Annotated in this window: 16 protein-coding genes and 2 pseudogenes; 7 read left to right on the top strand and 11 right to left on the bottom strand. The window is 41.9% G+C overall.

Translation table 11 applies throughout. The features are described from left to right. Nucleotides 1-300: 300 nt before the first annotated feature. From AC4EHK_RS03740 to AC4EHK_RS03730, 3 genes and pseudogenes are all read right to left on the bottom strand, one after another. Nucleotides 301-462, bottom strand: coding sequence for a hypothetical protein (locus AC4EHK_RS03740; RefSeq protein ID WP_490977449.1), 162 nt, complete (start codon nt 460-462; stop codon nt 301-303). Continuing rightward, a pseudogene (locus AC4EHK_RS03735) lies at nt 459-661 on the bottom strand (JAB domain-containing protein). The gene AC4EHK_RS03740 and the pseudogene AC4EHK_RS03735 overlap by 4 nt, the downstream one beginning before the upstream one ends. 225 nt (nt 662-886) lie before the next feature. Further along, entirely contained in the window at nt 887-1,453 is a 567-nt protein-coding gene (locus tag AC4EHK_RS03730) for a hypothetical protein (protein WP_490977448.1), read from the bottom strand. Between AC4EHK_RS03730 and AC4EHK_RS03725 the strand changes: the two genes are divergently transcribed. The 3 genes from AC4EHK_RS03725 to AC4EHK_RS03715 are packed head-to-tail and all read left to right on the top strand — an operon-like array spanning nt 1,415 to nt 2,150. Beyond that, entirely contained in the window at nt 1,415-1,675 is a 261-nt protein-coding gene (locus tag AC4EHK_RS03725) for an IS3 family transposase (RefSeq protein WP_490977447.1), read from the top strand. The two genes, AC4EHK_RS03730 and AC4EHK_RS03725, sit on opposite strands and share 39 nt — an antisense overlap. 31 nt (nt 1,676-1,706) lie before the next feature. Then, nucleotides 1,707-1,976, top strand: a complete 270-nt coding sequence (locus AC4EHK_RS03720; RefSeq protein WP_490977446.1) for a DDE-type integrase/transposase/recombinase — start codon at nt 1,707-1,709, stop codon at nt 1,974-1,976. A gap of 21 nt (nt 1,977-1,997) precedes the next feature. Then, entirely contained in the window at nt 1,998-2,150 is a 153-nt protein-coding gene (locus AC4EHK_RS03715) for an IS3 family transposase (RefSeq protein ID WP_490977445.1), read from the top strand. A gap of 111 nt (nt 2,151-2,261) precedes the next feature. Here the strand turns inward: AC4EHK_RS03715 and AC4EHK_RS03710 are convergent, their stop codons facing one another. After that, the gene (locus AC4EHK_RS03710; RefSeq protein ID WP_490977444.1) at nt 2,262-2,909 is read right to left on the bottom strand and encodes a hypothetical protein; all 648 of its coding nucleotides are present in this window, start codon (nt 2,907-2,909) and stop codon (nt 2,262-2,264) included. A 499-nt stretch (nt 2,910-3,408) separates the two neighbouring features. Here AC4EHK_RS03710 and AC4EHK_RS03705 point away from each other — a divergent pair. Then, nucleotides 3,409-3,477: pseudogene (locus AC4EHK_RS03705) on the top strand (IS3 family transposase); the annotation flags it as partial. Nucleotides 3,478-3,728: 251 nt separating this feature from the next. On the opposite strand, the gene AC4EHK_RS03700 reads toward AC4EHK_RS03705, so the two are convergent. From AC4EHK_RS03700 to AC4EHK_RS03670, 7 genes are all read right to left on the bottom strand, one after another. Further along, nucleotides 3,729-4,913, bottom strand: coding sequence for a hypothetical protein (locus tag AC4EHK_RS03700; RefSeq protein WP_490977443.1), 1,185 nt, complete (start codon nt 4,911-4,913; stop codon nt 3,729-3,731). Nucleotides 4,914-6,263: 1,350 nt separating this feature from the next. Next, nucleotides 6,264-8,768: an S-layer homology domain-containing protein gene (locus AC4EHK_RS03695; protein WP_490977442.1), complete on the bottom strand. Its 2,505-nt coding sequence runs from the start codon at nt 8,766-8,768 to the stop codon at nt 6,264-6,266. Nucleotides 8,769-9,460: 692 nt separating this feature from the next. Then, nucleotides 9,461-10,864 (bottom strand): O-antigen ligase family protein, encoded by a 1,404-nt coding sequence (locus AC4EHK_RS03690; protein ID WP_490977441.1) that lies wholly within the window; start codon nt 10,862-10,864, stop codon nt 9,461-9,463. A gap of 14 nt (nt 10,865-10,878) precedes the next feature. Continuing rightward, nucleotides 10,879-11,994 carry a glycosyltransferase family 4 protein gene (locus AC4EHK_RS03685; protein WP_490977440.1) on the bottom strand — a complete coding sequence of 372 codons (1,116 nt, stop codon included), beginning with the start codon at nt 11,992-11,994 and terminating at the stop codon, nt 10,879-10,881. Between the two features lie 22 nt (nt 11,995-12,016). Beyond that, complete coding sequence (galU, locus tag AC4EHK_RS03680) at nt 12,017-12,889, bottom strand: UTP--glucose-1-phosphate uridylyltransferase GalU (RefSeq protein ID WP_490977439.1); 873 nt, start codon at nt 12,887-12,889, stop codon at nt 12,017-12,019. 11 nt (nt 12,890-12,900) lie between these two features. Next, complete coding sequence (locus tag AC4EHK_RS03675) at nt 12,901-14,172, bottom strand: nucleotide sugar dehydrogenase (RefSeq protein ID WP_490977438.1); 1,272 nt, start codon at nt 14,170-14,172, stop codon at nt 12,901-12,903. Nucleotides 14,173-14,188: 16 nt separating this feature from the next. Continuing rightward, complete coding sequence (locus tag AC4EHK_RS03670; protein WP_490977437.1) at nt 14,189-14,905, bottom strand: WecB/TagA/CpsF family glycosyltransferase; 717 nt, start codon at nt 14,903-14,905, stop codon at nt 14,189-14,191. A gap of 133 nt (nt 14,906-15,038) precedes the next feature. On the opposite strand from AC4EHK_RS03670, the gene csaB reads away from it, so the two are divergent. From csaB to murJ, 3 genes are all read left to right on the top strand, one after another. Then, nucleotides 15,039-16,148 (top strand): polysaccharide pyruvyl transferase CsaB, encoded by a 1,110-nt coding sequence (gene csaB / locus AC4EHK_RS03665; RefSeq protein ID WP_490977436.1) that lies wholly within the window; start codon nt 15,039-15,041, stop codon nt 16,146-16,148. A 23-nt stretch (nt 16,149-16,171) separates the two neighbouring features. Continuing rightward, nucleotides 16,172-17,347 (top strand): glycosyltransferase family 4 protein, encoded by a 1,176-nt coding sequence (locus AC4EHK_RS03660; protein WP_490977435.1) that lies wholly within the window; start codon nt 16,172-16,174, stop codon nt 17,345-17,347. A 68-nt stretch (nt 17,348-17,415) separates the two neighbouring features. Continuing rightward, the gene (murJ, locus tag AC4EHK_RS03655) at nt 17,416-18,936 is read left to right on the top strand and encodes a murein biosynthesis integral membrane protein MurJ (protein ID WP_490977434.1); all 1,521 of its coding nucleotides are present in this window, start codon (nt 17,416-17,418) and stop codon (nt 18,934-18,936) included. Nucleotides 18,937-18,939 lie beyond the last annotated feature (3 nt).

Here is an 18,939-nt window from a genome sequence, read left to right as displayed (position 1 = left end):
AACCTCATTGAAAATCCTTTAAATTCCAAATTTACATATATGATCGCAGCTTATTTTTTCGCTTTTCAACTCACGACATATAAAGAAAGCAGCTTTTTTCTAAAACTATTGCAAACGGCATTCCAATCGAAAGATATTGTTGTGAAATCTAGTAACTAAGCTGCAGGTGCTTCCGCAAATCACTTCACCGTCTTAGTGATCAGCTACATTTACCCGGCGGAAGAATGCACATGGTATTCTGCACTGCCCACAAGTTGGCATGAGAACTTTCCCAGAACATTATTTTATAGAGTAAAGAAATTAAGGCCACTTCAAAAAGATGTTGGAATAAACGAAGGCCATTTCCTTGACCTCAGGCTCTGTGGCTTCAACTCCGGTATCACCAGACTGGATGGTAAAAGCGAATTGACTTTGTAGCATGGTTAGAAACCAGTCGATTTCTTTCTCTTTTACATGTTTCATCCGATATAATCCTTCTCTTTGAGGGACATATAGTTGTCGTCCCCAATTATGACGTGATCGAGCAACTCAATGCCTACAATGCTTCCGGCTTCTACAAGTCGCTTGGTTACAGCGATATTTTCAGGAGGTGCGGCACTATTCTGGGATAGTTATGACCTACCATGATTGATGCGGTATTAGACAGGATAGCTGATTTCATCACTTCCCTTGGATGAACGATGCATGACATGGCAGATGTTGATGTGAAGCGGAGCGTTCTTGATAGTCAGGCTGATTACGATGAACTTCTCACTGTCCAGGTTCTCACCGCAAGATACTGAAAGGCTTATTAAACCCGCTATGCGCAAAAAAGGCAGACCGCTTGTGCGGTCTGCCTGCCTCGTCATTGTTTGTAATCGATTTTATATTCTGCAGTTGGAGTACGCTAGACTATCACTTCTTCCTTAACTATAGTAAATAAATTCTGTTCTTCCAGATAGGAGACTTCTTCGCTAGCTTGAGCACCTGTAACTATCACGCCATCACCATGGCCAATTGCTTCGATAGCGCTCACAAATGCGTTTCCTGTAACAGTGAGTACACTATTTTCAATTCCCCCGATGCCGTAAGCCACATTTGTAAAGGTGTTGCCAGTCGCTACCAAATCATTTGAATTCAAGTTGAAACCACGCAACAAATTCCTGAACATAGAATCTGTTACTGTAACTTTCAAATCAGATCCAAATGGCGTATCCAAACCGTCGCCTGCTGTTAAAGTTTCTTCGGAAATAGATACCTCATTTAGCACTGCATTGGCCGATGTAATATAGAATCCAGCATTTTCGCCCCCTGATACATTTACGGCTGAAACGCCCAGGTCATTTACTTTTACGTCTTCTCCAGTGATTTCAATGGGTGCATCAATCGAGAATCCGGCTCCGTTCAATGTAACCGTATCTGAGATGACAAGAATGTGCTTAAGATCGTCGGCCTTCCGGAAGCGACCTCCCATTACCACCGGCAGCGATTCGATTCAGAAGATCCGGACCGGGATTGGAAAACGGTGATTCGGGCACTCTTTGAGAAACACAAAGGCCGCTACGGATACCGCCGGATTCTCCTGGAATTAGCCGCAAGGATACAACATCAACTACAAGAAAGTCCCGTTTCTCATGGGTGTAATGGATTTGAAGTGTATGAAATTCATCTGAAAATCCCGCTACAGATCGCGTAAGGGAAAAGTCGGTACCATCGCCAAAAACCAGTTGAATCGCAGGTTTCACACGACGCACGTCCTGCAAAAACTGACGACAGATATCACGGAATTCAAATGTACAGGGGAAGAAAAGCTTTATTTAAATCCGATTATGGACCTGTATAACGGCGAAATCATCGGGATGAGTATGGCAAAACGGCCGACCCTCGACTTCGTCATGGAATCGCTGCACCAAGCCCTGCCCATCTTCGAGAAACAAGCGGTCTACCGGACAACCATCCATTCCGACCATGGCTGGCATTATCAGCATCGCGCCTGAGTGAAGGCGTTGAAGTAGGAGATGTATCACGGAGAAGCATTGGTATCATACGAGCAATTGAAAAAGCGGATCGACCGTTACATCTCCCATTACAACAACGAACGCATTAAACAAAAATTGGCCGGCATGAGCCCGGTGCAATACCAGACACATGCCAACCAATTAGCTGCATAACTAAAACTCTAACTTTAAGGGATCACTACCAATAAGGAGGACTTATTTCTGCGTGTACCAAGTTAAGACTGGATTTATCGCTCTTTATAATGAAAATTTACTCACAATTTATTAGTCAATAATTGGACTGAAATTATTATATACCACTACAGACTCGTTACCAGCTATATCACGAGTAACTATATAAATATTGTAAGTTGTTACTCCATCATCGGTTCTCCATCTTTCCCAAGTTCCAACTGTCGGTTTGGTTTTACTATCACTCGTCCAGGTATTTACGGAAGCTGAAAGGACAATTCCAGGTCCTTGCGTAGGAGTAAATAGATTTTTATGAGTTGGAATAATATATAATCCTTGCGAACTTACATCAGATGAGGTTGAGACAGTCCAATTTGCTGTAAAATCTCTCCCGTCAAAGTCTAGGTCAGTATCGTTATTACTAACAGTTAATTCAGTTGCCCGAATAGGTGCAACCAAGTCTGTTGTGAAAACAGTTTGACCTATTGAAACATTACCATTTCCATCAACTGCAAAGATATCATAAGTAGTCTGATCAGTGATAGATAGATTATTTCCAGCAACACGAATTATTACATCATTTGTGTTTGTTAGAGTATTGCTTTCTCCAATCGCAACTGCTTTAAGAGCAGATTCACTATTATAACTCCCACTTGGAACAATATATAGCTTTCCACCTTGATCGCCTTCATTACTTTTTGCTACAACATTGAATCCATAAGTCGTCTCACTTATATTCACATATCCATCTCCACCAGCAGTTGCTCTCGTGTTCATAGTGACTACTGGGGGTAATACATCAATTATACTATTCCCGTCTTATACCGTTCTCTCTATTTTCGGCTTTCGGTTCGGGCCTACACCGCACGGGCGCCTTTCAACGCATACGGCGTGCCATCAGTAGTAGTTCTTCTTACTTATTTCCCCATTTGAGTATAGCAAGAATGTTAGTAAAAGGGAATATCTTATTTATACATATAATAGTCTTAAGATGTAATTATTTTAATTAGAAATCATATTCATACCATTTCCAATAGCTTCAACTACTAAAATAATATCCTCATAACCTGTTGACTTAAATGTCCAAGTCCGTGTTCCTGCCACACCACATTCTCCCCCAAGATGAAGAATCTTAGATGTTGATGACTGAACTGATTCGATATACTCATGCTCATATTCGCTATCATTCACTTGATATGTTGCTGAGTATAAAATTTTTTCCAGTTTTTAGAACTTCCACCAATACGAAGAATTAAAGAAGCGGATCGACCGTTACATCTCCTGCTATAACAACAAACGCATCAAATAAAAAATGACCGACATAACCCGGTTCAATACCGGACCCATGCCAGCCACATTAGCTGCATAAACTAAAAATCTAACTTTAAGGGATTACAATCCTGCCAAGCTTTTTTTCTTCACTCAGATTAATAACTTACTAATAACTGGTTTGCTGCACTGAGCGAATAATTGTTCAGCAGTCACTAACCTAAGAATGACTTACTAATTATGAAATCAGTTGGTCCAGTAATCGATCACTATTGAGAAACATAAATTTTATTATTCAACATTAACTGTCAAGTTTACATATAGTGCTGGTGATGCTGTTCCAGCTGCGTTTGTTGCTACAACGTATACCGTATAGTTTCCACCGCTAATTTGATTGCCAGCGCTGTCGACAGTATTATTTGCCAAACCTGTCCAACTGTTAATAGTATTATCAGTAATTGTATCTACTGGTGTATGTGTAGCAGCATTAAATATCATACCAGCTGGTAAGACATAGATATCCTGTGTTGCAGCATTAGCTCTGTTTACTTGCTCCCATACTACCTGAACATCTTGTAAAGTAGTTTCCGCTCCAGTTACATCTGTATCATAAGCTGTAATGATAGATGTTACATCATTCCCAATAGAAGTATATGCGATGTATTGGCTAATTCCTTCTGCAACTGTTTTTTCTCGACCAATTACATTTAAGACATATCTTCCATTCATAGAACTTCCATCTTCATTAATATTAATGCGGTACGTACCATTTTGATTGTTAAGAAGTTTTTTAAAGTTTGAACTATCTAAAGTAGTGCCATTCCCACCTGCTGCAAGTGTAAATTCAAAGTCTCCATTCTGTCCTGTGTAAGAAATTGGAGTTGAAGTGATAAGCGCATTTTGGGTAGACGTAGCCAACGTTATTTCTTCCCAATCTCCATAATTTACGCCAGAAGGCTGGCTCAATAATGTAAATGGTAAAATAACATCTGCTGTTGCACTTGGTGCTACTCTTACTGCAACTGTTTTAATAGCTGTTTTACCTGAAGCAGTGTGTGTAACCGTGTAAGTAAGCGTTGATGTACCAGCTGCAACCACGTTACCGTTATTCGCTACTGCTGCAGTGTTAGATGATCCAGTAATTGCATAAGTAAAACCAGCTTGCGGAGTTACAACAACTGCAGTACCCGCATCATCAGCAGTGTAAGCAGGAGCTACTGCTAAAGTAACACCATTAACTAAATTTTGCTCCTTTGTATCTAAAAGAGCTTCGTTTGTTACATATGTTTGTTGTGCAGCTGAAAGACCGTTGTAAGAAGCTCTTGCAGCTTCAATGTTTGCCTGACTAGTGGCAGCATTGATTTGAGCTACTGTTTGTTGAGCCGCATTGACATTTGCAACCATAGCCGTAATTTTTTGAGCAGTATTCAAATCACCATTCGCTGCTAAAGAAATAGCTGCTTGATATGCCGACAAATTGGGAGCTACTGCTGTTGTTGAATTTGTCGCTATATTGATTTGTGCTAACGTAATTCTAATAGCACCTGAACCTTGTGCAACTCTTTCAATTGCATCGATTTCTAATACTTGTTGGCTATTCCCGTCTTATACCGCTTTTACGGCTTTCGGTCCGAGCCTACACCGCACAAGCGACTTTCATCGCATACGGCGTGCCATCTGTGGCAGCTTCTCTCTCTAAAACTAATTTCCCTAAAGCTATAATACTTCAGGAAAAAATAAAAGTAAATATTTTTTGTTATATTTTCTAAATATTTCAATTTAAAAAGTAAAATGATAATAGACTTTTAGTATTAAATAATATAACTGAATACGCTCGTATTTCAATTTATTATCATTTTTTATGTATTGTCTAAATTTAAGTCAATTATTTAACAAAATAAACAATTTAGTACCACTATAGAACTCCCTAAGTTTCCGTTGTGATTTTGCTGTGAACTCGTTCTAATATGTTTTCGAGTTTTACTTGTTTGAGACGATCTGTATTTTTCATTTAATTAGAATCACTTCTTTAAACCTTAATTATATTACTGCTTTTATCGAGAACTTTCTTATTTAATTCGACATGGAGTTGGTACATCGCAGTAACGCATTCTATTACATACGCCATTGCTTCTGCATTATGATACTCCTCTAATAGAATAAATAAAAATACCCTACCACTTAAAGTGATAGGGCGGAAAATTAAATCTATAGGGAAATAAGTTTTAGAAAATACCACAGACTGGGTTTCTTCGCTCCTGCTGGTTTTCTCCTCCCCAACCATTACTGATTAGGTACAAACGGCCAGCGATCAACACTACTACAAACCCGCTGCCATCCCACAAGCCTCACAGGTGCTAACACACCTCTTCAAGCAGGACTTCAAACGTTCCATTCGATTGATCCCTTATTTTAATAGCCTTAGGCTTCCACTATACAGGTGTAAACACGTCGGATTTAACAGTTCGAATTAGTCTCAACGCCGCTTGTCATTTCATACAAGCGGATCACAAGTGAACCCCTAGCTTCATTTCGCACAAGTGATTACTATACCCTGCCTACATGGATTCGTCATCCTAGCCATAGTTATTTTTTAAAGAGCCCCGCCTCATCTTCATGAGTACGACTTCACCTGACTTCGCCCCATCGGATTGTTAGATCCGCACCGGACGCAGGAGGATTAGGCTGATGACAATGAACTGTTCTCATCGACCGGAACTGCCCCGATCGATTCAACCGAATAGTTAGAACAAAAACCCCTATTGCTAGGAGCTTCTGTTCCACCCGTTTCACCTTTCGGCTTATCGAGTGACGTTTCGTTTAGTTTTATTGAGGAGTGATTACAGTTCCGTCACTGCTTACAGCTACGCCGTTTTGATCAAGTAATAGCGATTGGCCAACTAGAACTGTAGCAGATACTGTTCCAGTTTGTGCAGTAGCAAGATTAAATTTCACTTGATTCGTATTACCGTCTACAGCTTGGATGTTTCCAGCTTCAATAACTGAAGAACCATTCCGAATGTTGAATACATTATTTGCATCAACTGTATTATTTACAGATACTGCCTCCGTAAAGGTTACAACCACAACATCTCCAGCTGTTTGAACAGAAGTAATTCTCGCAGGAGTGTTATCTTTAATCGTTACATTATAGTTATTAGTAAGAATTGAATTTCCAGCTAAGTCTGTAGTATTCAATACAGACAATACTGCAGGAGCACCAGTAGTTTGGTTACCAATGTTTACAGAACCATCAGGGAGTACAATTCTTACAGCTTCTCTATCAGCATTTACAAAGAAAATGTCAGTCCCAGCTGGAAGAGCTTGACCGTCTATACGGTAGCTTGATGCATTTAGAGCATTTTGCGCTACTTCATCATCGTAAGTTACTGTGAATTCGTTTGTGTTAGTAGTCACTACTGAAGCAGTTGGTCTAACTGTATCAACATTCACAGGAGTTCCAGGAACTACAATTGTTGATGTGACAGCGGTTGTAGTGGCATTCCCATTAATATCCGAGAAAAATCCTGCTGGGAACGTTACAGTATAAGTCCCGGCTGGTAAAGCACTAGTTCCAGACTGGAAATCCACTAGGTAGCTTGTTCCTGCTGCATTGGCAGTATTAAGACCCGTTTCACCTGCTACTGCCGGGAAGTTAACACCCTGAGAATTACGGATAGTGATTTGGCCAGTAGTGCCATTTGCTACGACTCTTTCATTAAAGTTAAATTCTAATTTTTCATTTGCAGCCGTTACACGTGTAGATGAAAGTACAGGAGCTGTAAGATCTCTGTTAAACGTTACAGACGTGCTGTAAAAGTCATTTGTATTTCCAGCCAAGTCAGCCATTGCATTCGGGTTAACGAACAAGCTAAAAGCTTCGGAGTTTGAAGTTGAACCCGATGGGAACAAGTTAGGAACAGTCAATGTGTAAGTTTTACCAGTTGTATCAGTCGTATCTTGTGTAAGATTTAGAGGATATTGAGATGAACCTTGTTGTAAAATTACAGGAACAATTGCAGCCTGAATATCTTCACTTAATGTCACTTTAGCAGTATCTTGGCCAGTTACCTGAACACTAGTTACACGAGGTTTCTCTAAGTCAGCTGAAGGCGCTGTCACAGTTCCATTGTATAAAGCCATTTCATTTCCAGCAACTGAACCATCACGAGCCCCAGCTACATAAATTGAAGCAGTTTCGCTTGCATTCAACGGACTTTGAATAACTACTGTATTTCCATTAACGATTTCGTAATCTTCAGCTGCAACTGGCTGATTTTTCACTCGTACTACTGTTGGTTCAACAGAAAGATTCTCAGAGAATGTAAGTGTAATAACGCCGTTAGCATATGAAGTATTAGTAACAACCGGGCTAACAGTGTCAGTATAAGAAAGAATTGTAGAATATGCTTCAGTAGAAATCCAAGCGCCTTCAGCATCTTTAGCTTCAGTTGCAATAGGGTTTACTACCAATACTTGGTTATTTCCTTCAACACGATTCGTGAAAGTCAGAGTTACAGATTTTTTATCTGAAGATAGAACTGCAGAAAAAGGAGTAGCAGTACCTAAAGAATAGCGAGCAACTTCTGAAGCATCATTTATAACAGATGAATCATCGTTTAAAGTTGTATCGAAGTTTACTACTACTTGATTGGCATTAATCGCACTTACAGAAGCCACTTGTGGGTTCGTAGGAGCTCCATCATCCAATTTAGAAAGTCTGTTTAGGAAAACTGCGAAATCTCCACGTTTGATTGGTGATTCAATCCCAAATCTAGTTGCTGTTTCGCCAGTAGTGATTTCGTTTTCAACTAATGCTGCCACTTGAGTTGCGAAGCGGTGTGATGTACCAACATCAGTAAATTTAAGTTTTGAAGCGTCGCCAGCAGTTAAATCATAAGCTTGTGCAAGCATGAATGCTGCTTGTCCACGAGTGATTGATTCTTCCCAGCCAAATTTAGTAGTAGATACGCCGCTAAGAACTCCAGCAGCTTTAAGAGAGTTGACTGCAACCGCGCCACGAGAAGGAACGTCAGAGAATCCTGAATTTGGAGCATCTTCATTCATTAATCCAGTAGCTTTAGCAATCATAATCGCTGCGTCGCCACGAGTGATTGAAGCGCCTACACCAAATTGCGTTGCAGTAAGACCGTTTGAGATATTATTTGATACTACATATTCAACTGCTTCTTCGTAACGATCTCCTACATCAGTGAATGCTGAAGTTGAAGCTTGGTCTGCTAATGCTGCTGGAGCGATTGCTGTTGCTACTAAAGTAGCTGTCGCTGCAGTTGCTACGAATTTTTTGTAATTTTTTGGTTGGTAAGCCATTAATGAAATTCCTCCTTGGGTTGGTGATGCTATAAATATTTTGAGTCATATAACTCAATTCAGCTACCTTCATCTACCTTACACTTTCCACCATATGTAGGTTAAGTATGTCTAATGAACGATACTCGAACTCCACTTTTTGTAGGTCGAATGAAAGGTTTCAGCTGATAACTAAACTCTTACTTAGTTTACCAAAGAAATACGGTAAATCAACCACTAATGTAATAATATATCAAAGATTTTACTAATAATGCCAAAAATAATTCAGAAGAATTACGTTTAATACCGTTTTCAGAATTTAATAAACTTTAAATAAATCCTTTTACCTATATATATTTCAATAAAAAAAGTATTTTTTTCTAAAAATCGCTCCTTTTGCGAAAACTATCACTTATTTTTTATTTTTCTATATTTCCATTACTGTTTTTTTATAAAAAGTATCGATTTATTGCTATTATATTCCTCCAAAATTTTATTTTTCGTACCTTATGACTCATCGACTTTATCCGGTAACTGTAAAAAAGCAAAATCGCTCAAAAATATCATTAGTCTTTATACCTCATTTATATTTAAGAAAAACTGCCGATTAGCTGCAACCGGATACGCACTTCAACGTGGTTTCTACCTTCACCAAACAAAAAGCTCCGAAAGAAAACGAAAATCCGTTTTCTTTCGGAGCTAAATCATTGGGGTTATTTCGACTTAAGCAAATCTTCATGGACTGTCAGCATGGCCAGGATCGCCGCTACATAGATAGAAACGGCCGGTGCTGTCAATACGTGTCCTGCAGTATAGGCGATTCCGACTCCTAATAAGAAGGCAACGCCGTATAAAACATAGAAATAGGTGAAATGGGTTTTGATGTTGACCGCAAAGTAGATCAAAAATTTACCGCTAAACCAAACGAATGGCGCCATCATGTAAATGAATGTGATCCATCCAAAGGAATAGAACCAATCGTGAAAGTCCATTTCAATCATGGTTGGCGATTTGCCCGGCTCAGGAATTTCATAATTCCCGGCAAAGCCCATTCCGAATAATTGCTGCATTAACGGAGAGTTTTGGAAATCTTCTTTCATAAACTGCGCATATGTTTCGCGTGAACTAAATACCAGGTTTTGTACTTGTGCACCTGTTATCCCGGTATCTTCTTCTTCCACTACTTCTTGTTCCTCAAAACCTTCATCGCCTTCAACCAGCACTTCGTCTCCTGGACGTTCAACGGCATCACCAAAGTTGATCCCAAGGGAATCAATATGGGCAAACATATTGCCGAAGACAGGTGTGACTGGAGTAATGGCAATCAACACAACCGTCAAGAAAGTAGAAATCAACAAATTGATTTTAATGGTTGCGGAACGCTTTTTCATCAGCAGCATAATCAGGCTTCCGAAAAAGACAGACAACAGAACAATAATGATCCCGCCATACCCAACTTTCGTTCCCAATGCCAGCATACCGATCGATAACAGGACAAAAGGAATCCAAGACCATGATTTTTTCCAGGAATCGGTTTTTTCAATTGCATACAAAGCCATAATTGGCAAGACAATCGCCATAATGGCACCTATTTCATTGCCTGCATAAAACCAGCCGGTAAAACCTACTTTAGTATGTGAGTAGTTGGACAAACTGGTTCCGGTCAGCTGCGCAATGATAAAGATGATTCCGATAAACATACCCGAAATCCATAAGTACTTTGTTGTTTGGCTGGCAATATTGTAGTCCTTATCTTTCAGCTGGCGATAGACTGCCAAAAGTCCAAACAACACAATGTGGAAGTAAATCACTTTATTGAAAAACTTGAGCTCTTGAAACAGGTAGTAGGGATCTTTGATCTGCAAATTGCTGATAATGTTGATGCCGATCAGTACGGCAAGCCCAATTAAGTAGGCCACAAAAATACGGCTGTTTTTGCTGGTTCTTGCAAACCACAGCAAAAATACCAGCGCGAGCACCATATACATGGTCCTCAACAAGACGCCTACCGTTAAGCTGGTGTCCACCAGAAAAATAGAAGCCGTCGTCAGAACATCGATGATCGGTTGAATAGCAATAAATGCTATAAAGAGTATTAGAATTTTTTTAGAGTCCATTGTAAAATCCTCTTTCATTTAGTTAGCTCAAGTTCATGAAATATGGCTGAAAGCTTCGACTGAATCTTTCGCTGATCATAATTTTGTGCAGTTTCAAAAGCTGCTTTAGCGATTTGTTGTTTTTCTTCCATTGTGAATTGGTTATACAGCTCCAATTGCCTAACCAAATCTTCCCAATCCCCGGCTTCAAACAACCAGCTGTTGGCCCCATCTTGAACATAGTCCAAAATGCCGCCAATGCGGCTAGCCAAAATCGGTGTGCTGCATGCCATTGCTTCAAGTCCCACCAAACCAAGGCTTTCGCCTTTTCGGGTGGTCGGGAATATGAAAAGTTCAATGATGTTGTAGATGGCCGCTAAATCTTGATGTTTCATTAAGGGAAAATGCAGGACATAGTCATCCAAACCAAGATCTGACCTCATTTGAAAAAATGCGGCATCGTCTTTTCCGGAACCGACCATGATTAAACGTGTTTTGCTTTTTTCAGTTGGGTTCTGTTCGAGAAAAGCTGAAAATCCTTTTAGTAAGTGGTCCCAGCCTTTGCCTACGTCCATTCGCCCTACATATCCAAAATAACGCAACTCTGAGTCTAGGCCCAGCTCTGCCAATTGATGTTCACGCGCTTGAGGGTTGGGATAAAAGACAGATGAATCCACACCGCCTGAAGGAAATATGCCAATTGGCGTAGCCACTTTGTATTTTTCAAGGACTAGCTGCTTGTAGTAATTTGAAGGAGTGATAATCATAGTGGATTGTTGCAGCAGCCTTTTCACGTAAGGTTGAAACTTTTCTTGCGATGCTACTTCCGGCACTACATCACTGCCGTGGACGTTGGTCACGATTCGAACAGATGGTTTCAGCTTTTTCAGCAGCAACAGCGGGAATGCATTATGAGCTGCATAATGCACGTAAACCGCATCATAATTTCCAAATAAACCCTTACGGATAACTGTAACATAATGCCAAATATAAGCGAATAATTTCTTCGACTTTTTGGTCGTTTTTCGGACAACTGCTTTGTCTACTGCAAATCCCTCATTCTTTAAAATGGCTTCGGTGTTTTTTACAAAGACACCGAAGCTGGGAAAAGCATTTGAAGGATACATATTGGAGACGAGCAAAATTTTCAAAGACAGGCCTTCCTTTCGAACTTTACTTGTATTCTTCCAGTTTTTGTTTCATGAAATTCAGCAAATCATCGCGAAGTTCAGGGCGTGCCAGAGCAAAGTCCAACGTCGTCTCGACAAATCCACGTTTTTCCCCCACATCGTACCTTTTTCCTTCGAACGCATAGCCGTAAACATGTTGCACAGCATTCAACTGTTCAATCGCATCGGTCAATTGGATTTCTCCATTGGCACCGACTTTCATATTGTCCAAAAAACCGAAAATTTCCGGCGTGAATACGTAGCGGCCAATAATCGCCAAGTTAGAAGGAGCCGTACCCGCTCTTGGTTTTTCGACAAATTTCTTGGCTTTGTAGAGGCGGCCGTCTTTAGAAGACGGGTCCATGATGCCATACCGATACGTTTCTTCTTCCGGCACTTCCATGACCCCGATGACGGAAGACTGGGTTTTGTCGTACTGTTCCATCAGTTGCTGCAGTCCGGGAACTTCCGATTGAATAATATCATCACCAAGTAAGACGGCAAAAGGCTCATCTCCAATAAATTTGCGTGCTGTCCAGACAGCATGGCCAAGACCAAGAGGCGCTTTTTGGCGAATGTAATGAATATCTACTTTACTCGATAGTTGAACCGCATTGAGCAATTCGAATTTTTCGGATTCTGCGAGCCGGGACTCCAGAAAATGGGCAGAGTCAAAGTGATCTTCGATTGCCCGCTTGTCTTTTCCTGTAACGATGATGATGTCTTCAATTCCAGAAGCTACCGCTTCCTCGACAATGTACTGGATGGTCGGCTTGTCCAGAATCGGCAGCATTTCTTTTGGCATTGCCTTTGTTGCGGGTAGAAAACGTGTACCTAATCCAGCAGCGGGAATAATCGCTTTCCTAACTTTTTTCATAGGCTTGCCTCCTAGTTTTTAGAATCGCCAAGCACGTATACATCAAAACCGGCAGCTTCCCATTTCGCGCGGTCCACGCAATTTTTCGTGTCCACTACCACTTTGTTTTTCATGGATGTGAGCGTTGCAGGATCCAAATCTTTGAATGCCTGATGGTCGGTCAAAATAATCAACGCAGATGCATCAGTAAGAGCTTGTTCCGGATCTTGAGTTTGTTCGGCAATATTATTCACTTTGATATGCGGGTCATACGCAGTCACGTTCAAGTTTCGATGGACAAACTGCTCCACCACTTCCACAGAAGGGCTTTCGCGCATATCGTCGATGTTGCCTTTGAACGCCAAACCGAAAATGGCGATTTTTGGATCGGTGATTCCTTTTGCCTTTAGGATGTCCGCTGTCAATTGAGCGGTATACGAAGGCATGCCATCGTTCGTCTGGCGGGCCAAATGAATAATCTTTGATTTCTCAGGATCCAGTTCAACTAGGAACCATGGGTCCACAGCGATGCAGTGTCCACCGACTCCAGGACCTGGTGTATGGATATTCACGCGCGGGTGATAGTTCGCTAATTTAATGGCTTCCCAAATGTTGACACCGATGTTTTGTGCAATCATCGCCAGTTCATTGGCGAAAGCGATGTTGACATCTCTATACGTGTTTTCCATCACTTTTACCAGTTCAGCGGTAGTCGTGTCGGTTTCGTGCATTTGGCCTTTGACAAATGACGTGTACAGTTCGGATGTAACGCGAGCAGACTCTTCGTTGATTCCGCCGATAATGCGATCATTCGACACCAGTTCCGTAAACACTTTGCCCGGGATTACGCGTTCCGGGGAATGGGAAACGAATAAATCTGTGCCAATTTCAAGGCCAGACTGAATCAATTCAGGAATCATAATATTTTCTACCGTTTTTGGCGGCACAGTCGATTCAAGCACGACCAAATTTCCTTTTTTCAAAAATGGAACAATTGAAGCCGTTGCTTGTCGAACATATTCCAGTTCCGCTGTTTTATCCGCGTTGATTGGCGAAGGAACCGCAATAATGAAGACATCTGCTTCTGCCGGTTTGGTATCGACTGTTAAAGCACCGTTGTCGATGGCCATTTCCAAGCGTTCGAGTAATCCATTTTCTTCTATATGAAGTTCTTTATTTCCGATCATGTTAACTGTTTTTTCATTGATATCCACACCATGGACTTGATGGCCATGATTGGCAAACATAACCGCTGTCGGCAAACCGATATAGCCCAGACCGACAACACAGATAGACTTCTTCATTTTTATATTAGCTCCTTTAGCGTGATCGTAGTACTTTCATTAAAAAAATGGGTAAGTTTAGTTGGCGTTTGATGCGGGATGGGCTGGCCATCAATCGGTACAGCCACTCAATTCCAAGTTTACGGAAAACTAGCGGGGCGCGTTTAACAGTTCCGGAAAACACATCAAAGCTGCCCCCTACCCCTTGGAATACTTGGACGTTTTTGAGGCGTCCCATGTTCCGTTGAATCCACAATTCCTGCTTGGGACTGCCCAGTGCCACAAAGATGATTTTGGCCCCACTGTTATTTATGCGTTCGATTAACGCTTCTTCGTTTTTTTCATAGCCATCGGTATGCCCCGCTACCAGTATGCCGGGGTTGGTTTGTTGGATGTTGCTGATGGCTTTTGCGACGACTTCTTCTTTTGCACCATAAAAATAAACCGGATGTTTTTCTTGTGTGGCAAATTCCAGCAGCTTGGCCATCATGTCAACGCCTGTGACACGCGATGTGATTTTGCCGCCTTTTATTTTTGCGGCAAGCAAAATGCCAATGCCATCGGCTATTTGGTACGTAGAGGCGTTGATCAGTTCTTTTACTTTTGGATCCCGTTCAGCAGCAATGACTTTTTCAGGATTGACTGCAATTATCGTAGACTGCTCGCCACTCGCGATGCGCAATCGTAAATCATCTATTATGCCTTCATATGACAAAGGTGAAACATTCACCCCTAAATAGCTTTCTTTCATCATTAGAACCCTCTATTCACTAGCTTTCAATTTTAATAGTATAGCAGATTTCAACAGTAGTTGCATAGGCTGTTTAACAAGTGATAGAATTTAGCAAGGACAAGGCTTACGAGCTTTAGTTTGAGGAGGAAAAAGTGTGAAAATAGTACTATCCGGTTTTTATGGCTTGGGAAATACCGGCGATGAAGCCATCTTGAAAGCAATTATTGATAACTTGCGAGCAGAGTTAACTGACCCTGAGATTACCGTGTTTTCTCTGTCACCTGATCAAACCGCCAAAGAATATGGCGTGAAGTCCGTTTACCGGGCATGGAGACGTGAAAACAAAGAAAAAATAAAAGCGTTGCGCAATGCAGATTTGATGATTTCCGGCGGAGGCGGCTTGCTTCAGGATACATACCCAACGAAGTTTTTGTTTGGTCCCCTTCCATATTATCTGTTGATCGTCATGCTTGCGAAGATTTGCGGCACAAAAGTGATGTTCTTTTCACAAGGCATCGGTCCTGTCACCTCGACCTGGGGCAAAATTTTGATGAAACTGTTCGCCAATCGTGCTGATTTCATCACTGTCCGCGATCAATACTCAAAAGATTACCTTAAACAGCTGGGTGTAACACGTCCAGAAACTGTGGTGACGGCAGATATCGTTTTTGCTTTTAAAGCAGACGAAGAAGATCGCGCTTATGAATCACTGCCTTTAACGGGAGACGAGAAAATTGTCGCGGTCACGATCCGTCCGTGGTTCAGCCATCCGGACTATATCGAAAAAACGGCTCATTTGCTCGATCAACTGATTGAACAGCGCGGCGTGACTCCTGTTTTCGTTCCAATGGAAGGAAAATACGATGTCCCTGCTTCAAAAGAGGTCATGGCGAAGATGAAGCATTCCGATAAAACCTATTTATTGGGTTCAGATTTTACGCCGAATGAGTTTTTGAATTTTATTCGCCACGCAGAGCTGACCGTCGGTTTGCGCTTGCACGCTTTGATCTTCTCTGCCTTGTCTAACGTACCGCATCTCGGGTTCAGCTACGACAAAAAAGTGGAAAGCTTTTTGAAACGTTCAGGCATGTGGGACTATTCTTTCCGCCTGGGAGAAATAGATGAAACCAAACTGCTTTCCAATGCGTTATACCTACTGGACAACAAAGCACAGGCACAACAAGTGATGGAACCAAACGTAGCCAAGCTCCATGCTGAAGCGATGCGCAATATCGAGCTGCTGCAAGAAAATTTTGTGAAATAAGCGTTACAGGAAGGAAATCGTAAATGAAAATATTATTGGCGACCACCTATGATTACCCCCACCTCGGTGGATTATCGACACATATGACAACCTTGAAGACCGGCCTCGAAAACTTGGGGCATACGGTCGAAACTTTATCTTTTTCCGACGTGCCAAAATGGCGCCGGGATTTTATTGCCAGAGGCCCTTCTTTCCTATTGAATAAAGCTTCACTCGGAGCGGGTTATGTCTGGACTTTGAATCGCCGCCAGGAATTTCTAGAACAGATTTTGAAAGACGACAAATACAAATCTTTTGATATTGTCAACGGCCAGGACGTTTTCGCAACACGCGCTTCCCTTAACGTCGGACTGCCAACCGTTACGACCACTCACGGCTATTTGACATTTGAAGGCATCTCCAAAGGATCTGTCGCTGAGGGCAGCAAGCACGCACAGAAATTATTGGATGTGGAATACAGCATGTACCAAAAAACACGTGCTGTCATTACCGTTGATACCCGAATCAAAGAGTATATTAAGCGCGAAGCGGGCGTAGAAGCTTCGATGATCAAAAACTTTATCGATGTGGAAGATTTCAAACCGGAATTGGAGCGCCGAGCCGAGTTCCGGACAAAGTACGATATTTCACAGGATGAGCTCATTTTCTTTATTCCCCGCAGGTTAACGAAAAAAAATGGGGTTATTTATCCGATTTTGGCATTTCCGCCTGTTTTGGAAAAATACCCGAACGCCCGCCTGGTTTTTGCCGGAACTGGTGAAATGATGGACGAAATGAAAGCAAAAGCAAAAGAGCTTGGCATTGAAAACAATGTCACCATGCTTGGAGCAGTTGCCCATAAAGACATGATCCAGTATTACGCGTTGAGTGATATAGCATTAGTTCCTTCCATCTACTCTGCCGGCGTAGAAGAAGCCACTTCCATTTCCGCACTGGAGGCGATGGGATCGGGCATTCCATTGATTGCCTGTGCAGTAGGCGGCTTAAAGGAAATCGTCGATCACAATAAAGACGGCCTTCTCGTAGAAGAAAAAAATGTGGAACAGCTGTCGGATGCCATGATTCGTTTACTGGCAAATCCTGAAGAAGGCGAAAAGCTGGCGAAAGCGGCCCGCACAAAAATTATCGAGCAGTATTCCCATTTCGCTGCTGCCGAAAAATACGAAAAGATTTATCAAGACGCCCTGACAAAAAGTTGAGTACCCAAAGAAAAGTGGCTGGCTCACGAGTTGAGCCAGCCACTTTTTGATGAGAAAGAAGTGAATTCATGTCCAGTCTAAAAAAAGCGGCCATTTGGACCACTGGCCTGGCCCTGCTATTAAAACTATCGGGTTTGCTGCGTGAATCCATTGTTGCACGGGAATTTGGGGCTTCAGCAGAAACTGATGGCTATTTTCTGGCTTTTTCCTTTATTACATTAGTGGTAGCCATGATCGCCACTGGATTTAATAACGTCTTCTTGCCGCTCTATATTAAGCGCAAGCAAAGCAATATGGACTCCAGTGACGGCAATGCCAACGCCTTGTTGAACTGGACGATGCTGCTGTTTATCGGCGTATCGATTGCCGGATGGTCACTGGCTAGTTGGTTGGTGCCGCTCATCTACGGCAACATGCTGCCGGAAACTGAAGTGATTGCGATCCAAATGACAGAAGTCTTCTTTATCTTCATGACATTCATTGCACTGGCAGGGCTGTTGGAATCTTATCTTCAATCGCGCCGCATTTTTGTTCCAACGCTCGTTTCAAAACTGCTTGCAACGTTCATGTCTGCGCTTTTTGCGCTATTGTTCAGTGACATCTGGGGCATTTATGCGTTGGCTTATGGATTTGTGACAGGTACTATCGTTGGTGCGATTATTCAATTGTATTATTTGCACAAATCAAATTACAAATGGCAGCCAACCTTGAAAATGGAATCTGATTTCCGCAAAGCCTTTGTGATTCTTATCATCCCTTCCCTACTGAATTCGGTCGTAGGGCAAGTGAATTTATTTGTCAACAAAGCTTTTGCATCCGGTACGATTGAAGCGGCTGTTTCCTATTTGAATAATGCTTCCTTGATCATCAGCATTCCGAATGCTATTTATGCAGCTACATTAGCAGCCATTATTTTTACGCTGATGTCAGAGCAGGCAACTGACAAAGCAAAATTCAAAGATACCTTGTTTTTGGGAATGGAGATTTCGTTCGTCACGCTTGTCCCGATTTCTGTCGGATTGCTGGTAGTCGGAGATGCGATCATTTCTTTCATTTATGAAGGGGGCGCCTTTACCGCACAGGATGCCGATTATACGTATATGGCGTTGCTGTTTTATCTGCCGATCATCATTTTTCAAGGCATGCAGCTCATGCTTTCGAAATCGATGTATGCACGCGGAAAAACTGCGGTCGTTTTTCGCATCAGCGTCACGACCATCGTCCTTAACTTTCTGCTGAACTGGTTCCTGGTAGATGACTATGGCTATTTGGCTTTGGCTTTCGCCGCATCTATTGTCTCGGTTTATTATTTCACACTGTCCATGATTGTCGTCTACAAAGATCTGGGCATGCAGGAATTTAAGCGATTTTTATCGATGGCCGTCCGGGTCATTATTCCCGCTGCTGCGATGGGGATCTCGGTCTGGGGAGCAAAAATTGCCTTCTCAGCTACTGAGTGGCCACCCCTCCTTCAGCTGGCAGTCCTTGTTCCTATCGGCGTTGTTGTTTATGCCGTACTGCTCAGATTTATGCACCCAGCCGGATTCCGGCGCTTTATGGGATTAATCAAACGCAAAAAGAAAGGGTGATGA

This window comes from Planococcus sp. TJ-307 (assembly GCF_058268435.1).
The sequence above is the reverse complement of the archived record's forward strand: the minus strand, read 5'-3'. Positions and strand labels throughout refer to the sequence as shown.